This is a genomic window from Roseivivax sp. CAU 1753 (assembly GCF_054482575.1).
Window position 1 is genome coordinate 63,355 of sequence record NZ_JBTLRF010000008.1, and the last position, 16,799, is coordinate 80,153.

20 protein-coding genes are annotated in these 16,799 nt (G+C 57.8%); 10 read left to right on the plus strand and 10 right to left on the minus strand.

Annotated features, from left to right (window positions below):
• Window positions 1-25 precede the first annotated feature (25 nt).
• The 3 genes from lgt to ACXYMN_RS15755 form a co-directional block, all read right to left on the minus strand.
• Entirely contained in the window at window positions 26-946 is a 921-nt protein-coding gene (gene lgt / locus ACXYMN_RS15745; protein ID WP_050686145.1) for a prolipoprotein diacylglyceryl transferase, read from the minus strand.
• Window positions 947-1,051: 105 nt separating this feature from the next.
• A complete protein-coding gene (locus ACXYMN_RS15750; protein WP_050686143.1) occupies window positions 1,052-1,438 on the minus strand; it encodes a DUF302 domain-containing protein in 387 nt (128 codons plus the stop codon).
• Between the two features lie 139 nt (window positions 1,439-1,577).
• Window positions 1,578-2,171, minus strand: a complete 594-nt coding sequence (locus ACXYMN_RS15755; protein WP_223229252.1) for an EF-hand domain-containing protein — start codon at window positions 2,169-2,171, stop codon at window positions 1,578-1,580.
• Window positions 2,172-2,568: 397 nt separating this feature from the next.
• On the opposite strand from ACXYMN_RS15755, the gene ACXYMN_RS15760 reads away from it, so the two are divergent.
• Window positions 2,569-3,126 carry a hypothetical protein gene (locus ACXYMN_RS15760; RefSeq protein ID WP_233152328.1) on the plus strand — a complete coding sequence of 186 codons (558 nt, stop codon included), beginning with the start codon at window positions 2,569-2,571 and terminating at the stop codon, window positions 3,124-3,126.
• Window positions 3,127-3,213: 87 nt separating this feature from the next.
• Here the strand turns inward: ACXYMN_RS15760 and ACXYMN_RS15765 are convergent, their stop codons facing one another.
• The 4 genes from ACXYMN_RS15765 to ACXYMN_RS15780 all read right to left on the minus strand — a co-directional run bounded on the left by ACXYMN_RS15765 (window position 3,214) and on the right by ACXYMN_RS15780 (window position 6,517).
• Window positions 3,214-3,879 carry a L,D-transpeptidase gene (locus ACXYMN_RS15765; protein ID WP_088652806.1) on the minus strand — a complete coding sequence of 222 codons (666 nt, stop codon included), beginning with the start codon at window positions 3,877-3,879 and terminating at the stop codon, window positions 3,214-3,216.
• Between the two features lie 42 nt (window positions 3,880-3,921).
• The gene (locus ACXYMN_RS15770) at window positions 3,922-4,407 is read right to left on the minus strand and encodes a disulfide bond formation protein B (protein ID WP_088652805.1); all 486 of its coding nucleotides are present in this window, start codon (window positions 4,405-4,407) and stop codon (window positions 3,922-3,924) included.
• Window positions 4,408-4,547: 140 nt separating this feature from the next.
• The gene (locus ACXYMN_RS15775; protein WP_459014662.1) at window positions 4,548-5,810 is read right to left on the minus strand and encodes a multicopper oxidase family protein; all 1,263 of its coding nucleotides are present in this window, start codon (window positions 5,808-5,810) and stop codon (window positions 4,548-4,550) included.
• 125 nt (window positions 5,811-5,935) lie between these two features.
• Entirely contained in the window at window positions 5,936-6,517 is a 582-nt protein-coding gene (locus ACXYMN_RS15780; RefSeq protein WP_459014663.1) for a L,D-transpeptidase, read from the minus strand.
• A 198-nt stretch (window positions 6,518-6,715) separates the two neighbouring features.
• Here ACXYMN_RS15780 and ACXYMN_RS15785 point away from each other — a divergent pair, with 198 nt between their 5' ends.
• The 8 genes from ACXYMN_RS15785 (at window position 6,716) to ACXYMN_RS15820 (ending at window position 12,687) form a co-directional block, all read left to right on the plus strand.
• Entirely contained in the window at window positions 6,716-7,531 is an 816-nt protein-coding gene (locus tag ACXYMN_RS15785; protein WP_459014664.1) for a DUF305 domain-containing protein, read from the plus strand.
• A gap of 12 nt (window positions 7,532-7,543) precedes the next feature.
• On the plus strand, window positions 7,544-8,308 hold the full coding sequence (locus ACXYMN_RS15790) for a MauE/DoxX family redox-associated membrane protein (protein ID WP_459014665.1): 765 nt from the start codon (window positions 7,544-7,546) through the stop codon (window positions 8,306-8,308).
• A 131-nt stretch (window positions 8,309-8,439) separates the two neighbouring features.
• Window positions 8,440-8,796 carry a hypothetical protein gene (locus tag ACXYMN_RS15795; RefSeq protein ID WP_459014666.1) on the plus strand — a complete coding sequence of 119 codons (357 nt, stop codon included), beginning with the start codon at window positions 8,440-8,442 and terminating at the stop codon, window positions 8,794-8,796.
• A 62-nt stretch (window positions 8,797-8,858) separates the two neighbouring features.
• On the plus strand, window positions 8,859-9,074 hold the full coding sequence (locus ACXYMN_RS15800) for a hypothetical protein (protein ID WP_203276049.1): 216 nt from the start codon (window positions 8,859-8,861) through the stop codon (window positions 9,072-9,074).
• Window positions 9,071-10,483, plus strand: a complete 1,413-nt coding sequence (locus ACXYMN_RS15805) for a TolC family protein (protein ID WP_459014667.1) — start codon at window positions 9,071-9,073, stop codon at window positions 10,481-10,483. Before ACXYMN_RS15800 ends, ACXYMN_RS15805 begins: the two co-directional genes overlap by 4 nt.
• Window positions 10,480-11,847, plus strand: coding sequence for a multicopper oxidase family protein (locus tag ACXYMN_RS15810; RefSeq protein WP_459014668.1), 1,368 nt, complete (start codon window positions 10,480-10,482; stop codon window positions 11,845-11,847). Before ACXYMN_RS15805 ends, ACXYMN_RS15810 begins: the two co-directional genes overlap by 4 nt.
• Window positions 11,848-11,874: 27 nt before the next feature.
• Complete coding sequence (locus ACXYMN_RS15815) at window positions 11,875-12,363, plus strand: cupredoxin domain-containing protein (protein ID WP_459014669.1); 489 nt, start codon at window positions 11,875-11,877, stop codon at window positions 12,361-12,363.
• Between the two features lie 36 nt (window positions 12,364-12,399).
• Window positions 12,400-12,687: a copper-binding protein gene (locus tag ACXYMN_RS15820; protein ID WP_459014670.1), complete on the plus strand. Its 288-nt coding sequence runs from the start codon at window positions 12,400-12,402 to the stop codon at window positions 12,685-12,687.
• Between the two features lie 57 nt (window positions 12,688-12,744).
• Here the strand turns inward: ACXYMN_RS15820 and cueR are convergent, their stop codons facing one another.
• Together cueR and ACXYMN_RS15830 are read right to left on the minus strand one after the other, a co-directional pair.
• Entirely contained in the window at window positions 12,745-13,149 is a 405-nt protein-coding gene (cueR, locus tag ACXYMN_RS15825; protein ID WP_459014671.1) for a Cu(I)-responsive transcriptional regulator, read from the minus strand.
• 12 nt (window positions 13,150-13,161) lie between these two features.
• The gene (locus ACXYMN_RS15830) at window positions 13,162-15,672 is read right to left on the minus strand and encodes a heavy metal translocating P-type ATPase (protein WP_459014672.1); all 2,511 of its coding nucleotides are present in this window, start codon (window positions 15,670-15,672) and stop codon (window positions 13,162-13,164) included.
• A gap of 152 nt (window positions 15,673-15,824) precedes the next feature.
• Between ACXYMN_RS15830 and ACXYMN_RS15835 the strand changes: the two genes are divergently transcribed.
• On the plus strand, window positions 15,825-16,025 hold the full coding sequence (locus ACXYMN_RS15835; protein ID WP_058239067.1) for a heavy-metal-associated domain-containing protein: 201 nt from the start codon (window positions 15,825-15,827) through the stop codon (window positions 16,023-16,025).
• A 42-nt stretch (window positions 16,026-16,067) separates the two neighbouring features.
• Here the strand turns inward: ACXYMN_RS15835 and ACXYMN_RS15840 are convergent, their stop codons facing one another.
• Window positions 16,068-16,799: a DsbA family protein gene (locus tag ACXYMN_RS15840; RefSeq protein ID WP_040182558.1), complete on the minus strand. Its 732-nt coding sequence runs from the start codon at window positions 16,797-16,799 to the stop codon at window positions 16,068-16,070.

The following is a 16,799-nucleotide window of genomic DNA, read 5'->3' on the forward strand; positions in this document are numbered from 1 at the left end:
GGGTCAAGAGAGATCAGTACGGCGATTACATTGCGGCTCTGCGGGGTGGCGCTGTCCGGCCCCGTTCCCGCCGGGCGAACACGATCAACGCCAGCCCGACCAGCGCCATTGGCATGGAGAGCAACTGGCCCATGGTCAAACCCCACTCACCAAAATGAAGCGCATGGCCGATCGGGTTGTCCGCCGTCACAAATTGTTGGTCCGGTTGCCGGAACATCTCGACGAAACTTCGGGCAAGACCATAGCCGGTCAGAAACACGCCAGCCAAGGCACCGGGCATTTTCAGCCAGCCCCGGCCCCAAGCGAGATAAATGAGCAGCATTCCAAGAATGAGCCCCTCCAATAGCGCCTCGTACAGCTGGGACGGGTGTCGGGCGCAGAGGCCACTAATCCCTGGGCAGGCCTGCGCGACTTCGCCGGGAAAGATCACCGCCCAGGGAACGTCCGTCGGCCGCCCCCACAACTCATTGTTGGTGAAGTTCGCCAGCCTCCCAAGAAACAAGCCTGGCGGTGCCGCCAAAGCCAGCAAGTCGCCAGTGCTGAGCAAAGACGCGTTCTGTCGAAGGCAGAACAGCAAGGCAGCGATGACAACGCCCGCGAACCCCCCGTGGAAGGACATGCCGCCTTGCCAGACCATCAGAATTTCCAAGGGATTTGCGAGATAATATGCAGGCTGGTAGAACAGTACAAAGCCTAGGCGACCACCAGCAATCACGCCGATGATGATCCACGTCAGAAGATCTTCGATCTGCGTCCGGTCAAGCGGCGGTCCAACTGATGTCCAGAGCGCGGGACGGCTTATCGCACTCAAACAAATGCGCCAGCCAATCAGGATACCGAAGATATAGGCTAGCGCGTACCAGCGGAGTGCGAATGTGACCCCCCCGATGTCGAAGGAGATGAGGTCGGTTCCAATATCCGGAAATGGCAATCCCGCTGGCAGCACTGGGTGAGTTCCTCATCAGGAATTTACGTGGGGATTAGATGGCATTGATCGAGCACCGCTAAAGGCGCTCGATCTGCGACAGGGCATCCAACGCCCATCCCGCCATCACGCGGCGTCGAGGGCGTCCCGGAGTAGATCGCGGACTTCGCCGGCGACCGCGTCCAGGTCTTGGTTCTGCACCGCCTGCATCGAAGCGACAGGATCGACCGCGCTGACCTCGGTGTCGCCGTCCACTTGCCGCAGGATGACATTGCAGGGAAGCATCGCACCGATGCGAGGCTCGATCTCGATGGCTTTGTGCGCCATGCCCGGATTACAGGCCCCGAGAATGCGGTAAGGCGGCATGTCCGCATCAAGTTTCTTTTTCATCGTCGCTTTGACGTCAATCTCAGTCAGAACGCCGAAGCCCTTGTCTGCCAAAGCATCCCGAACACGCATCTCTGCGTCATCGATATTGGTGTCTTTCAGGACGCGATCATAGGTATAGGCCATGGGAATTTTCCTTTCCGTGTCTCTATTTTTTGGCATAACGAGGCTAAACGGTTCAGGTCGCGGTTCGGTTCAATGTCCCGGCCGAGAACGGTTTTGGCGTTTTGAGGACGGGTGCCGGAAAAAACCGGCACCCGTTGGCTCAGTTGTCCTGCATCATGGAGCCGTTGCCCATGCCCTGACCGTTGCCCGGCCGCGCAGGCGCATCTGCCATGTTCGACCGCATCATCTGCATCCGCTCCATCCTATCGGCCGGAGCGGCCATCTCTTCCGGCGTCACCGCGCCGTCGCCATCGGCATCGAGGTGTTGAAAACGATCCACCATCATTTCGCGGATCATCGCGCTGTGGAGAGCTTCAAACTCGGTAATCGAGAGGTTTCCATCCCCGTCGCTGTCAAACTCGGAAAGCTTGGCCTGCAGCTGCGTGCGCATTTCTTCCGGCGTCGTTGTGCCGTCTCCATCGGTGTCGAACATTTGCATCATGCCGCCAGCCATGCCTGCGCCCATCATACCACTGCCCATGCCTGCGCCCATCATGTTTCCGTGCATGCGCTGCATCATGTCCATCATTCCGCCCATGTTCCCCATCATGCCCGGACCACCGTTCTGCATCATGCCTGCCCCACTTTGGGCACCAGGTTGACCACTGTGCCCATGGTTGGCATCCGCCAAGGCGACGCCACCAAAGGCGGTTGCAGCCAGAGTCATTGCAGCGAGTAGAGTATTGCGTTTCATGTCGATCACCTCGTGTCAGTGTTACGATAGCCACCATATGGGATGCACCTGCAGATGCGGAATGCCACGCGAGCCGGTGTTTTGTATCGCGAGGTCACAAAGGCGGGGTCTGTTACAAATTGCGACAAATCAATTCGGGGCGAACGCTCCTCTTAATCTGAGACTTGCGATATCCAGAGAAAAACCTGTCGAGGAGTCGCGTACCAACCGACACCGAACCCGTGTTTCGGTGGACGTGAAATCCGGAAGAGTTGGTGTCGAGAGTGGTAGAGGACCTGAATATCCCGAAAATTCAATTATTCAACCCATGGCAGGAGGCTGCAGGGTGCTCTTTTTGAACCGCATTTTCTCAGTTCTAACCTTGGTAATTTTGGCGGGGTGCGGTGCAGGAAACGACATGCGCCCTGATGCTTCAGCCGAAGTCATCAGTAGTGCATCCTACCGTCACGACGGACCGGCCGCGCTGACGCTGTACACCATGATCAATAACAGGTCCGGGGCGGGTGCGCATACCAGCGTCATGATTAATGGGTCGCAGCGTGTTATCTTCGATCCGGCAGGAACGGTCCGGCTGAGCGCGGTACCGGAACGGGGAGATGTGCTTTATGGCATTACTCCACAAGTGGCCGATTTTTATGCGCGGGCTCATGCTCGGGAGACCTACCATGTCGTCATACAAGAGATCGATGTGTCTCCCGAAGTCGCGGAGCAGGCCTTACAGCTTGCAATTGCCAGCGGCCCAGCCGCTTCCGGTTTTTGTAGTGCCAGTACCTCCGCGGTACTCAGACAATTACCAGGATTTGAATCCATTGGACGCACATTTTTTCCAAAGCGCCTGATGGCGGATTTTGGCAAGTTGCCGGGTGTGCGAACCAGAAAGCTGTTCGAGAACGATGAGGACGATAAATCCGTAGCGATCGCACAGTTCGAAAATTCACTTGCGACACAGCCGTGAGTGTTCGTCCAACAATTCGTTGCAAGATTTTCCTGCATGACGCTGTCCTCAGCGCGTGAGCCCAAGATGCGCTGTCCGACGAATTGATCAGCTTCGAGCGGTAACGCTGTCCTCGGCCGAGTAAAGGAACGCCGTCGATCCGACAGCGACATTCGGATAGAGATCATTGATGTGGGCCATCACCATGCGCACGCATCCCGAACTGGCCCGGCCGCCAATGCTGCGTGGGCTGGGTGTCCCATGGATACGAAGGTACGTATCCCGATCTCCGACGAATAGATACAAAGCCCTGCTCCCCAAGGCATTTTCCGGGCCGGGCTCCATTCCATCGGCAAACTGAGCGAATGCATCTGGGTCTCGCTCAATCATCGACTGCGTCGGCGTCCAGTGTGGCCATTCGACCTTGCGACGAATCGTGTAGGTGCCGGGCTCGTAGAGATTGCCCTTGGCAATCGCGACCCCGTAGCGCATCGCGGTGCCACCTTCCTCGATATGGTACAGATAGCGCGCGATCGCATCGACGTGAATGTCACCCGGGCGCAAACCGTCATTTGCCAACACGCGTTGCGGCAGCAGCCTGGGATGCAGCCCCCATGGGTTGGTTGTTGCCGCGTCATAGTTGGCGGGCGTGACCTGCGCATCCCAAGCTGCTTTTTCGGCTGTTGTCGGCCAGGTCTTAGCGAATGCTGGTGAACTCAGAGACGCTGAAAACAGCGAGCCGGAGAGTGCAAGAAAGTGTCGTCTTGTAACCATGAAACGAAGCCCTTTGTTTGTTTTCGATGAATGCGGGACGATTCAAGAAACGTCCGCTGCCCCACGCCACCGAACCTTAAGGCTCTTTGCGATCGCGACTAACCAGAGGCAAGTAAGGACACCGCTCAGGATCGCGTTCCAACTGGCCATGGACAACGTCAGTAATTCCCAGACAACCTCATCGCACAGAACAAGAGTCGAAGCACTTGAACTGGCAGAGGGCAGCAATTCCGATACCGACATTTGAGAGACATCGAGGCCGGATCCTGTGCAAGAAGTCGGTCCCTCCCACCAGCCGCGCTCGACCCCGGTATGAAACACTCCCAACGCGGATGTGCTGAGTGCCGACAGGGCACCGATTATCAGGATTGGGAGGATCGGCAGAGCAAAGAGCAACATAGCGCCCATTCCAATGGCGATTGCGTGTGGGTAGCGTTGCCAGATGCACATTGCGCAAGGCGCGTAGCCAAGAGCCTGGAAAACGAAGGCCCCTAACAGCAAGGCGGCTGATCCTGCCGCCGCAGTCATGCCGAGAGATTTTGGTGTCAGGGTCAATGAACGCTCCCGTTGGCAATCGATGGACCTGTTTCTCGCTTGTCAGGTTACGTAAACGGCAGAAGGGCTGTTATCATTCAGAGATTTGTAACGGTATGTATCCGTCGCGACCCTCAGCCGACTCTGATCCACGTTGCCATACCGTCGGCCTGGTGGCTCAACATGTGGCAATGCAGCATCCACGATCCCGGATTGTCCAGGACGACGAGAATATCCCGCGTCTCGCCGGTATCCAGATAGGTCGAGTCCCGGTATGGACCGGCTTCACCCGCCGCATCGAGTTCCCAGAAATGGTGGCCATGCAGATGCATGACGTGTGGAAATCCGGTTTCGTTGCGGATCGAAATGCGCGCGGTCGTCCCCTGCGCGACAGATAGGAAAGGGGTTCGAGGCAGGCCGGATACGTCATTGAGCGCCCATGTCCCTGTGCCGCTGTGGGACGCGCTTCCCGCACCTCCCTGGAGCACCAGCTCCGCGGTTTGGCCGGGGTTTTGCGGGGCGGGCATTCGGTTGGCGGGTAACGCTGTGATGGGCGCTTTCGCGGGCTCACGGGAACCGGAAACAGCGATTTCGCCAAGGCTCAACGTCCGCTCTCCAAAGCTCTCGTCGAACCGGATCGGCCCGTTTGCATCACCGATCACATCGCATCTTTGGCCCGGAGCGAGGAGGATCGGTTCGAGCGTCCGTGGATGCGCCAGAGGCATGCCATCCAGTGCAACGATCTTGCCTGTCAAACCATCCAGGCCGACACGGTACACCCTGTCGATAGAGGGATTTATGAGACGCAGTCGCAGACGGTCGCCTCGTTTCACATTCCTGCCGGTTCCATTGGAAACAAGCGCCGTGACCGTATTGCCGATACGGCCCTCGGTCGCGAATTGAGCCGGGTTGAACGCTTCGTCGTACTGTCCGGACTGATCCAGCAAGACATCGAAGAACTGAACAACAATGTCATGGTCGACAGCCGGCGCATTTTGCTCTTCGACGATGAAGGCGCCGAAAAGGCCGCGGCTGACCTGATCGTAAGACAGGTAATGCGAGTGATACCAAAACGTGCCGGCATCCGGGACGCCAAATTGATAACGATATGAGTCGCCCGGAATGACCACATCCTGAGTGAGAACGTTGACACCATCCATCCGATTTGGAACCCGCAACCCATGCCAGTGAACAAGAGCGCCCTCCTCCAATCGGTTGTCGAGGGTAATGCGAGCGGTTTGTCCTTGTCGCATTCTGATTTCAGGGCCCGGCAGACCACCGTTGAAGCCCAACATCGACACGTTGTATCCAGCAAGGTGCGTCTTGATCGATTGGGGTGCGAGGATCAACTCGGATGTCGCCGCCGGCAAGCGGGTACCAGCCAGCGCAACGGTCATACCGCCAAGGAAAGACCTCCGGCTCAAAGACAATTCCGTCACCTCATGAATGATGGACTGGCTTCCGCCAACTGCTGTGCTTGTGCCATTTCCGGTGGAGGAACTTCAAGGCGACAGAGCACCCCTCACGCCGTTGTCACTTTGGGATACAGAAAGACGCGAGCGCCGATTTCAACGCGATCGTACAGATCCTTCACATGCTCATTCGTCAATCGCGCGCATCCATTCGACACGGCCGATCCAATGGTTTCCGGAGCGTTGGTTCCATGAATACGAAGATAGGTATCGCGTCCCTCATCATCATAGAGATACAGCGCCCGGGCACCGAGTGGGTTAGTTGGGCCGCCTTTCATCCCGTCCTTGTACTTCGCGTATTTTTCGGGCTCGCGCCGGATCATGGCGTTTGTTGGTCGCCACCATGGCCATTCGGCCTTGCGGGCCACCGTGAACTCGCCGGGTTCGTACAAGCCTTTGCGCCCTACCCCGACCCCGTAGCGGATCGCCATGCCTTTCTCGAGCATGAAATAAAGGAAGAAACTGTCGGGAACGACATGGATGTCTCCGCTCATCCAGTGTTTGCGACGGGTGTTGACCAGTTGTGGTTCAAACCGGTCCGGCAATTTCCTTTGGTGAGCTGATGTTGCCGTTGGCAGCAACACCCCCATGGTCGTTGCGAAAATCAGCTCTCGTCTTGTGAGATTTTGCATTGCTCGGTCTCCTCGCTCCCATGGGAAATCAGCCCGTCCGGAGGGCAAAGAAAAGAAGTCGTGAGGAGCGGCAATTAAGCTGAATTGTTGCTTTACCGCTACGAAAAACACAGTCGATGGAACCCTCCAGCGCTGGACTCTCGTTAATTTTCAAATTGGTAGCTAGAGGAATGAACAATGCACTACTCAAGATTTTTCATGATGATCGGAACGTCGACCGTGGTCATGTTCGGTCTGATGTACCTGAACACCTATCTTTGGGGGCATCTCTTCTTTTCGGAGACCCGTCTTTACATGGCCATCCTGATGGGGGCGACCATGGCCGTGATCATGTTGGCGTACATGTTGTCCATGTATCAGAACACCAAGGCCAATATCGCCATCTTCGTTGGCTCAATTCTGGTTTTCGCAGCAAGCCTCTGGTTGGTGCGCGGCCAGTTCACCGTTCAGGACCGGTCGTATATGCGCGCCATGATCCCGCACCATTCGATCGCCATCATGACGTCGACCCGCGCCGAAATCACCGATCCGCGCGTGCGCGGCTTGGCAGATGACATCATTTACGCGCAGGACAAGGAAATCGCTGAAATGCGGTACCTTATCGCCGACATCAGCGCGAACGGCGAAGCGACACGCGCGCCAAGTGAGACGCAAGCCCAGATTGTGGACGCACAACAGGCGCTCGAAACCGAGGTAGTGTCGAAGGTCGATCCAGAGTTCTTGACGGAAGACAAGATTGCAGCGGTTTTTCCAAATGGAGGAGATTGTCGCTTTGCGTATACTTCGGACGGCCCGGCCGTCTTTGTAACCGGTGAAACCGATGAAGGGGCTGTGGCCGCTATGAAGATAAGCGGTGACTTGGTGCGCCTCACAGCGCAGGGCGAAAACGCCTTCGCTCAAGGTCCGCTATCCGCAGAAATCGCACGAACCGACGAAGACCTCACCGACCTCATCGTCAGCGCCGGACCCAGTTACGAGGCCGGATTCCGTGGCAGCTACACTTGCGCCGGATAAAGGAGAACACTCATGCCCCGTGACACTGACAGCAAGACGGCAGAGCTATACCGGATGGTCATGCCCGACCATCTTTGCCCGTTTGGTTTGAAATCGAAGGACCTGCTGGAGCGGCAGGGCTTTCAGGTGGAAGATCATCCGCTTGAATCCCGCGAAGAAACCGATGCTTTCATGAAAAAGCACGGTGTCGAAACAACACCGCAAACGTTTATCGGCGGCGAACGGATCGGCGGGTATGAAGAACTCAGGGTGTTTTTCGAACTCGATCCGCCCAAGGACGAACAAAGCGACACAACCTACCAACCTGTCATCGCGATCTTTTCCGTTGCGGCGCTATTGGCTCTGGGCCTTTCCTGGCACCAGTATGGGTCTCTTCTTACCCTTCGCGCATTTGAATGGTTCATCTCGCTGTCGATGGCCATTCTCGCGATCCAGAAGTTGCAGGATGTCGAAGGGTTTTCGACAATGTTCCTGAATTATGACCTGCTGGCGCGCAGATGGGTGCGGTATGGCAAGATCTATCCGTTCGGCGAAGCCGTGGCTGGCGTGCTCATGACCGCTGGCGCGCTGTTGTGGATTTCCGCACCCGTCGCCCTGTTCATCGGAACGGTCGGCGCGATCAGCGTGTTCAAGGCGGTGTATGTCGACAAAAGAGAGTTGAAATGCGCCTGCGTCGGCGGGGATAGCTCGGTTCCGCTGGGTTTCATCTCCCTCACAGAGAACCTAATGATGATCTTCATGGGTTTGTGGATGCCGATCCGGGCGATCTGGCTTTAACACAAGGCTTGAGGCTCAATGGTGGGTTTCTGCCCCCTCTCCAGGCAGTTAAACAGTGTTACGCATCACGATGAGCCACCACATTTTTGTGTGTTGCGGGAAATCGCGACCGAAAGTATTGCTTTCCCATCATGAGTGTGATTCGCACCTTTTTCCTTCAAATGATCGCGCTGTCGGCGCTGTTCGCTATGCTTTTGGCGCCCTCGAATGCTGCTGCGATGATCGACTGTTTAGATCTGAGCAAAGAGCAGGGAGTTACTGTTTACATCGGGGCGGTCGATCACGATCATGTTCACGCTCCTTCGATGGAAAAGAACGACCACGAAAATTTGCATTGTCAAAGCCATGTTTGTACGACCGGCTTGTTCAATCTCGTGATGCAAGAGGCTTCCGCTTGCTGTGTAGAGCGTGTTGTCGGTTCGTGGGACGCAACATCGCTTGTGAGCATATCCGCTCCTGACGGGCTTCGTCGACCACCACGTGCGTAATGCGAACGTTTGTCAGCGCTTTTGCGGCTGATCGTTAGCATTTCATTCGACGAGGACAACTAGTGAAAAAACTGACTGCGGCAATGCTGCCGCTGCTCGCTTCCGGATGTGCATCCGTGGCCGAGCTAAACGATGCGCCCGCGTTCACCGTGGCCGCAAACCCGGCTGTTGTGGCAGAAGCGCGCCCAGCTACCGGCATCGAGTACACGCAATACCGGATTGAGGATCCTGCTGATTGGCGCGGTCTCAATGACGCTCAAAGCGGAGGCAACCGATGAAAGCGGTTGTAATTATCGGCACAGCGCTTCTGCTGTCGGCCTGCGCGCAAACCTCAGTCGTTCAGATGGCGAGCAAGGAACGGGCGGGGTTCGATACGGTTCAGGCCGGGGCAAGCCGCGCTGTCGGCGCGTCGCCGGAATGGGCCCTCTCCGCTGGTGAGATTGAGGCGCTCGACAGACGGGTTCATGGCTTGGTTCACAAAAAAACGATCAATGCCGATACTGCGGTACAGGTCGCGATAATGAACAATCGCGGATTGCAGGCGAGTTTCGCCGACTTGGGCTTGTCTTCGACGGACCTTTGGGAAGTGGCCATGGGACCGATACCCTCAGTCAGTGTATCTGTTTCCGGACTTGCTGGTGACGTAACAAGGGCACTTGAAGCGCTGGTCATGAAATCCGTTCTGGATGCGGCAAACCAAAGGCCGCGGACGGAAATAGCGCAAATCCGCTTCCAACAGGCGCAACTAGAGGCTCTATCCGAAACGATTGCACTTGCTATCGAAACCCGCCGTGCATGGATTGAGGCAGTTGGCGCATTCGAGAAGGCTGCCTTGATTGCAGAAGCGCAGAACACTGCCGACTCTGCGTCCGAACTTGCCTCACAGCTTGGTCGTACTGGATTCATGAGTAAAGCCGACCAGGCACGCGAACACGCGCTCACTGCAGTCTTAGCCGCGGAACGTTCGGAAGCGCGTCTGGAAGCGCAACTTGCAAAAGAGCGTTTGATCAGGCTCATGGGACTTTTTGGGAGTCCGACCGAGGTTTTTGTCCCTGACGCCCTCCCGAGCTTGCCAAGTCGACCGCGCGCTTCCGCTGATATCGAACGCTTGGCTTTGGCGAACCGTGTTGATCTTGCTGTCGGAAAGCTGGAGCTCGAAGCCGTGGCGCGCGAGTATCGACTGACGGGCAAGACACGCATGATTTCGGATATCTCTTTGGCAGCCGGCCTCGAAGCGGAAGGCAGCGACGGGAGTACAGAGGTAAATCCGGCGTTGGAGGTAGATTTTGAAATTCCACTCTATGACACCGGGCGACTGTCATCAAAACGCGGCCAGATGAATTATCTGCGAGCTGCGAATAGCGTGGCACAGCGGGCAATCAACGCGCGCGCCGAGGCGCGGATGGCTTACAAATCCGTAACCGGGCGACATGCCGTGGCGCGGCACTGGCGCGATGTGGTTCTGCCGCTTCGGAGAACCATCGATGAAGAATCGCTCAAATCTTACAGTGGGATGATCACCTCGACCTTCGAATTACTCGAGGACGCACGTGACGGTCTCGAGGCGCAGATTGGAGCGGCAGAGGCCAAACGTGACTACTGGCTGGCTGAAACAGAGGTGACCGCTGCGATCTGGGGCGGCGCTGGCGGAGCAGGTGCCAGTGGCAATGAGGAGGACAAGGAATGATCAATCGTAGACAAGTTCTCGGAGCGGGTTTGACTGCAGGAGCCGGCGCAGTGCTCGCAACTGCGGGAGCGGCACAGACCAGGTTTCGCGATCTGCCCGAGGCGGCCTTTAACGAAGATCCGCGGACACAGGTCCCTCCAAGGCCGACCGACCGTTTCGACTATAACCCGGTGGTGACTCTAAATGGCTGGTCCCTGCCCTACCGGATGAATGGAGACGTCAAGGAATTTCACCTAGTCGCAGAACCTGTCGAACGGATCATGGCGGATGGTATGATCGCTCGGCTTTGGGGCTACAACGGCCAGTCGACGGGCCCCACGATCGAGGCGGTCGAAGGCGAGCGCGTGCGCATCTACGTCACCAACCGCCTGCCAGAACATACGTCCGTTCATTGGCACGGATTGATCCTGCCGTCCGGTATGGACGGAGTCGGCGGCCTGTCTCACCCTGCCATTCCTTCAGGAAAGACCTTCGTTTACGAGTTCAATCTGGTGAAATCCGGCACTTTCATGTACCATCCCCATGCCGATGAGATGGTGCAGATGGCCATGGGGATGATGGGTCTATTCATCGTCCATCCCCGCGACCCGGCTTTCATGCCCGTCGATCGAGACTTTGCCTTTCTGCTCGCGGCCTACGACATCGATCCGGGCAGTTACATTCCGCGCGTTGCCGAAATGACCAACTTCAACATGTGGACGTGGAACAGCCGGATCTTTCCGGACATTGATCCTCTCGTCGCAAACAAGGGAGATCGCGTGCGCGTGCGCTGCGGCAACCTGACTATGACCAACCACCCGATCCACATGCATGGGTATGATTTCGAGGTGACCTGTACGGACGGCGGCTGGGTCAGACCGGAAGCGCGCTGGCCCGAGGTCAGTATCGACATCCCTGTCGGCGCGATGCGGGCCTACGAATTCGACGCCGTACATGAAGGCGATTGGGCCATTCACTGCCACAAGTCGCATCACACCATGAACGCGATGGGTCACGAGATCCCGACCTTTATCGGAGCGGACAAAAGGCGACTTTCGCAGATGATCGGGCGCCACCAACCCGGGTACATGCCCATGGGAACGGCCGGCATGGCTGATATGGGCGAGATGTCCATGGAGATCCCAGACAACACTGTCCCCATGATGACCGGCTGGGGACCCTTCGGTCCGCTGGAAATGGGTGGCATGTTCAGCGTCGTAAAGGTCCGCGAGGGTATTGCGCCCGACGATTACAACGATCCCGGCTGGTATCAGAACCCGCCGGGAACGCAAGCCTATGAGTGGACGGGCGAGCTGCCCGAACACGCAAGCAACACCAGTCCACAGACCGTAATCACGCCGCGCGGCGGCGTGCGGTGGGGCTGATGCAACGAGCACAGGAGAAACGCGCTCATGAAGAAAACTGCACTTCTGGCCATGGGATTGACCTTGGCGACGTCTATTGCCCCGGTGTTATTGTCGGCCAGCCCTGGGCACGAGAACGGCCAAATGGCTGTTGGCATGCCCGCCATGCACGGTCAAAAACCGACCCGGACCATCAACGTAATTCTCCGAGAGGATTACGATAGCGACAGGCCTTTCGTATTTGAACCCTCGGACCTGACATTCTCCAAAGATGAAACCGTTCGCCTGCTCATCTCGAACGAAGGGGATGAAACCCACGAGTTCGTCATGGATACCATCGACGATAATGTCGAACATCGCGAGCTCATGGCCAAGTTTCCCGAGATGGAACACGACGATCCAAACGCCGTGCGCCTTGATCCGGGCGAGAAGGCTGAAATTGTCTGGACATTCAACAAATCTGGAACGTTCGAGTTCGCTTGCCTTCTGCCCGGCCACTACGAAGGCGGGATGTACGGCAGCCTGATCGTTGACTGACCTTTTAACCCTCGAAATAAAGACTGGACACCTATAATGAACAAAATTTTCTCTCTGACTGCCGCCCTTATGCTTGTGACAGGGGCAGCCATCGCCGAGGGCGACCACCTGATGTCGAACGGCACGGTAACCAAGATCGACACCAAATGGAACAAGATCACGATCGACCACGGCCCGCTCGAAAACCTCGACATGCCGGCCATGAAAATGGTCTTTGAACTCGCCGATGCGGGAATGCTCGAGGGGCTTTCGGAAGGAATCCAGATTAGCTTTCTTGCAGAGCGGGTGAACGGAAAGTTGACCGTCACCGAGCTGCAGAAGTAAAAAAGAGCCGCGCACCCGACTTTCCCGGTGCGCGGCTTCTTGGCTGGTCCTCTTTCGCTACTCCGTTGAAGGCTGACTGTAAGGTGATAAGTCCGCGAGGATCGGACAATCGGGCCGATGATCTCCGGCGCATCTGTCGATCAATTCCGAGAGCGTTGCCCTCATCGACTGCAGTTTTTCGATCTTTTCCTCAATCTGGCGAAGGTGTTCTTCCGCGACCGACTTCACTTGCATGCTTTCGCGGTTTTCGTCCTCATATAGCGAGAGAAGCGTTCTGCAATCTTCAATAGTGAACCCCAAGGCCCGTGCGCGGCCGAGAAACGCCAGTTTGTGCACATGGTTTTCGGTAAATGCGCGATAGCCGTTCTCGCTACGGTTCGGACGGATCAGCCCGATTTCCTCGTAGTAGCGTATCGTCTTTGGGGGCACACCCGATTGTCGGGAAACTTTTCCGATATTCATTTGTAACCTCCGTTATTCGGCTGGAGCAGCCGTGGCGGCTGCCAGCTCTGCCGGGATGGCGCGTTGCTCGTCCATCGCGGGCACGATGCGCCGCAGCCGCAAGGCATTGGTCAGGACAAACACCGAGGACAAAGCCATCGCACCCGCCGCAAGGATTGGTGACAGGAGCAACCCAAAGGCGGGGTAAAGCACCCCGGCGGCGACGGGAATAAGTGCCACGTTGTATGCGAAGGCCCAAAACAAGTTCTGCCTGATGTTTCGCATGGTCCGGCGGGACACCTCGAAAGCATTTACAACGCCCCGCAGATCACCTGACATCAGGACGACATCCGCGGATTCGATGGCTACATCGGTGCCCGTTCCAATGGCGATGCCCACATCCGCATGCGCCAGTGCCGGGGCGTCATTGATCCCGTCGCCGACAAAGGCGATGCGCTTGCCGCCCTCGCGCAAACTGTTGAGCGCCGCGACCTTGCCGTCTGGCAGAACGCCGGCGACGACATGGTCGATGCCGGTTTCGCGGGCGATGGCTTCGGCGGTTTCGCGTTTGTCCCCGGTGATCATCGCAACCGCAAGACCCTTTTCGTGCAGCGCTGCGATGGCTGCGCGGCTTGCCGGTTTGACCGGATCGGCGACGCCGATCACGGCGGCGATACGTCCATCTATGGCAGCGTAAAGCGCCGTCCGACCCTTGCTCGCGATCTTCGTTTCCTCTGGTGCCAATGCCGAGATGTCAATGCCTTCCCGCGTCATGTAGCGGTCGGCCCCAACCAACACCTCCGCGCCTTCGACCAAGGCGCGCACGCCGTAACCGGTGACCGACTGGAAACCTTCGGCCCCCACAAGCGGGGCGCCGTCGGCCCGGGCGGCGCGGACGATGGCGTCCGCGACAGGATGCTCGGAGAGCGACTCCACGGCGGCGATCTTCGAGAGCGTTGTTGAACGATCGAACCCTTCCGCCAGCACAAGGTCAGTCAGTGCGGGTCGCCCCTCGGTCACCGTGCCTGTCTTGTCGAGGGCGACCACATCAACGGAATCAAGTAGCTGCAAGGCGTCGCCCTTGCGGAACAGGACACCCATTTCCGCAGCACGTCCCGTCCCGACCATGATCGAGGTCGGCGTCGCAAGCCCCATCGCGCAGGGGCACGCGATGATCAGCACCGACACACCGGCGATCAGCGCCATTGTCAGGGCCGGATCAGGCCCGAAAACCAGCCAGACCAGCACGGTCGCCGCCGCGATCGCCATGACGGCAGGTACGAACCACAAGGTGATCCGGTCGACCAATCCCTGGATCGGCAGCTTGGCGCCCTGGGCCTCTTCGACCATGCGAATGATCTGCGCCAGGGTTGTGTCGGCGCCGACCCTTGTGGCGCGGAATTGCAGACTTCCAGCGCCGTTGACCGTCCCGCCGGTCACCGGATCTCCGGCACTCTTTTCAGCGGGGATCGGCTCGCCTGTCAGCATGCTTTCGTCGACGCGGCTGGTCCCCTCGATGACCTCACCATCGACCGCGATGCGTTCGCCGGGACGCACGATGACGATGTCACCCTGAACCAGCGCATCGATCTCGATCTCGACGTTTTCACCGTCCCGCACCACACGCGCGGTCCGCGCCTGAAGCCCCAGCAGCTTCTGGATGGCCGCGCCCGTTCTCCCCTTAGCGCGCGCTTCAAGAAAACGCCCCAGCAAGATGAGGACGACGATGACCGCTGCCGCCTCGAAGTAGACAGAGCGCAGCGTGTCAGGCAAGGCCGATGGTATGAATGTCGCAACTACGGAATAGAAGTAAGCCGCCCCGGTGCCGACCGCGACGAGGCTGTTCATGTCGGGCGCGCCCCGGAATAGGGCCGGGAAACCCTTGGTGTAAAACGTCCGGCCCGGGCCGAAGAGAACGATTGTCGTGAGAACGAATTGAAGAAGCCAACTCGTCTGCTGACCAATCGTGGTCTCGATAAGCATATGAACGGCCGGAATGACGTGGCCACCCATCTCGATCAAAAAGACCGGCAAGGCGAGGATGGCTGCAAAGGTGACCCGTTTGGCAAGCGCCTGAGCCTCTTCCTCCTTGCGCGCAACCCTGTCGTCACCGGCTTGGGCCGTTGCCACGGTTGCTGGATACCCTGCCGCGCCGCTTGCATTTACCAGATCGGATGTCGTGACAAGACCTTCGACGTAAACCACCGTCGCCGTCTCGGAGGCGAGGTTGACGTTCACCTCGACCACTCCAGGCACCGCGGAAAGCGCCTTGTCGACCCGCCCGACGCAAGAGGCACAGGACATGGCTGCAATCGTGAGTTCGGCCTTGGCCGTCCGCGCGGGGTAGCCCAGCTCGCGAAGGGTTTCGATGATTTCCGGAACGCGCTTGAGCGCGTCCACGCTCATACGCGCGGTTTCGGATGCAAGATTCACCGACACATCCTCTACGCCGTCGATTGCATTCAATGCGCGGTCGACCCTGCCAACGCAGGACGCACATGACATGCCTTCGATCGGCAGGCTGATCTGTTTGGGTTCGGGCATATGTGTCACCTGTTTTTCCATTCGAAGTGGAATATGAGGCTTCCAGTTACTGGAGGGTCAATGGGAGGGCGCCAAATAAATTTCTTCACTTGACCTTCCAGCGGGGGGAAGCCCCATGTCACCGACAGAAATCAGATCAAGGAGTGGTTCCGATGAAGTTCAGCGTTCCGGACATGAGCTGTGGACATTGCACCGCAGCAATCGAAAGCGCGGTGAAGAGCGCAGATCCGAATGCAGGCGTAGAATGTGACCTTTCTGCCCGACATGTGCGTGTCGCCAGCGTGTTACCAGCCGATCAAGTCCTAGCGATCATTCGGGATGCGGGCTACAACGTGGAACCTGCGGCCGCTTGATGCAGTGCCTGGACCACCCAAGGGCGGTCCGGGCACAGAATTTCAGTCTTCGACTTTGCGGGCTTCCTCGACCAAGTCGACAAGCTGCGCCTTTTCGACGAAGCCCGGGACCAGCGCGTCACCGATCACGAAAGACGGCGTGCCGTTAAAGCCCAGAGCTTGGGTCAGTTGCATGGATGTCGCAATGTGCTCTTCGACCTCGGGGGCCTCCATGTCCTTGCGCAACTGTGCGATATCCAGGCCGATCTCCTCGGCAACGCGCAGCACGGAGGCCTCTTCCGCGCGGCCTTCCAGCCCCATCATCGCCCAGTGAAACTCTTCGTATTTGTCCTGCTTGCGCGCTGCCAAGGCCGCTTTCGCGGCGAACACCGATCCGTCTCCGAGAATGGGCCATTCACGATAGACGAGGCGAATGTTTGGATCGTCTTCGATCAAAGCCCGCACCTCGGGTTTGACCCGCCGACAATAAGGACAGTTGTAGTCGAAAAATTCCACAACGGTGACGTCCCCTTCCGCGTTGCCGAGAACCGGCGCATTCGGATCGTTCTCGATCAGATCGCGCTGGTCATTCAGAACTTGGGCCTGACTGAGCTCCTGCGCTTGCGCCTGCCTTTGTTCAAGGATGGCGACGGCCTCCATGACAATCTCCGGGTTCTCGCGGATTGCTTCCAGCACAAGTTCCTTGACCCGGGACTCTGACAGTTCGTCGGCGAGTGCCGGTAGCGGAAGCAAGGCAGCTATCGCGACCGTCGTGAAGGCTTGTCTGAAACGCAT

Coding starts and splice junctions, on each gene's coding strand:
- ACXYMN_RS15830 (WP_459014672.1), bottom strand. CDS start 15,672: ATGCCCGAACCCAAACAGATCAGCCTGCCGATCGAAGGCATGTCATGT.
- ACXYMN_RS15810 (WP_459014668.1), top strand. CDS start 10,480: ATGATCAATCGTAGACAAGTTCTCGGAGCGGGTTTGACTGCAGGAGCC.
- ACXYMN_RS15835 (WP_058239067.1), top strand. CDS start 15,825: ATGAAGTTCAGCGTTCCGGACATGAGCTGTGGACATTGCACCGCAGCA.
- cueR (WP_459014671.1), bottom strand. CDS start 13,149: ATGAATATCGGAAAAGTTTCCCGACAATCGGGTGTGCCCCCAAAGACG.
- ACXYMN_RS15795 (WP_459014666.1), top strand. CDS start 8,440: ATGAGTGTGATTCGCACCTTTTTCCTTCAAATGATCGCGCTGTCGGCG.
- ACXYMN_RS15755 (WP_223229252.1), bottom strand. CDS start 2,171: ATGAAACGCAATACTCTACTCGCTGCAATGACTCTGGCTGCAACCGCC.
- ACXYMN_RS15805 (WP_459014667.1), top strand. CDS start 9,071: ATGAAAGCGGTTGTAATTATCGGCACAGCGCTTCTGCTGTCGGCCTGC.
- ACXYMN_RS15780 (WP_459014663.1), bottom strand. CDS start 6,517: ATGCAAAATCTCACAAGACGAGAGCTGATTTTCGCAACGACCATGGGG.
- ACXYMN_RS15750 (WP_050686143.1), bottom strand. CDS start 1,438: ATGGCCTATACCTATGATCGCGTCCTGAAAGACACCAATATCGATGAC.
- ACXYMN_RS15840 (WP_040182558.1), bottom strand. CDS start 16,799: ATGCGTTTCAGACAAGCCTTCACGACGGTCGCGATAGCTGCCTTGCTT.
- ACXYMN_RS15785 (WP_459014664.1), top strand. CDS start 6,716: ATGATGATCGGAACGTCGACCGTGGTCATGTTCGGTCTGATGTACCTG.
- ACXYMN_RS15760 (WP_233152328.1), top strand. CDS start 2,569: ATGCGCCCTGATGCTTCAGCCGAAGTCATCAGTAGTGCATCCTACCGT.
- ACXYMN_RS15765 (WP_088652806.1), bottom strand. CDS start 3,879: ATGGTTACAAGACGACACTTTCTTGCACTCTCCGGCTCGCTGTTTTCA.
- ACXYMN_RS15820 (WP_459014670.1), top strand. CDS start 12,400: ATGAACAAAATTTTCTCTCTGACTGCCGCCCTTATGCTTGTGACAGGG.
- ACXYMN_RS15790 (WP_459014665.1), top strand. CDS start 7,544: ATGCCCCGTGACACTGACAGCAAGACGGCAGAGCTATACCGGATGGTC.
- ACXYMN_RS15775 (WP_459014662.1), bottom strand. CDS start 5,810: ATGACCGTTGCGCTGGCTGGTACCCGCTTGCCGGCGGCGACATCCGAG.
- ACXYMN_RS15815 (WP_459014669.1), top strand. CDS start 11,875: ATGAAGAAAACTGCACTTCTGGCCATGGGATTGACCTTGGCGACGTCT.
- ACXYMN_RS15770 (WP_088652805.1), bottom strand. CDS start 4,407: ATGACTGCGGCGGCAGGATCAGCCGCCTTGCTGTTAGGGGCCTTCGTT.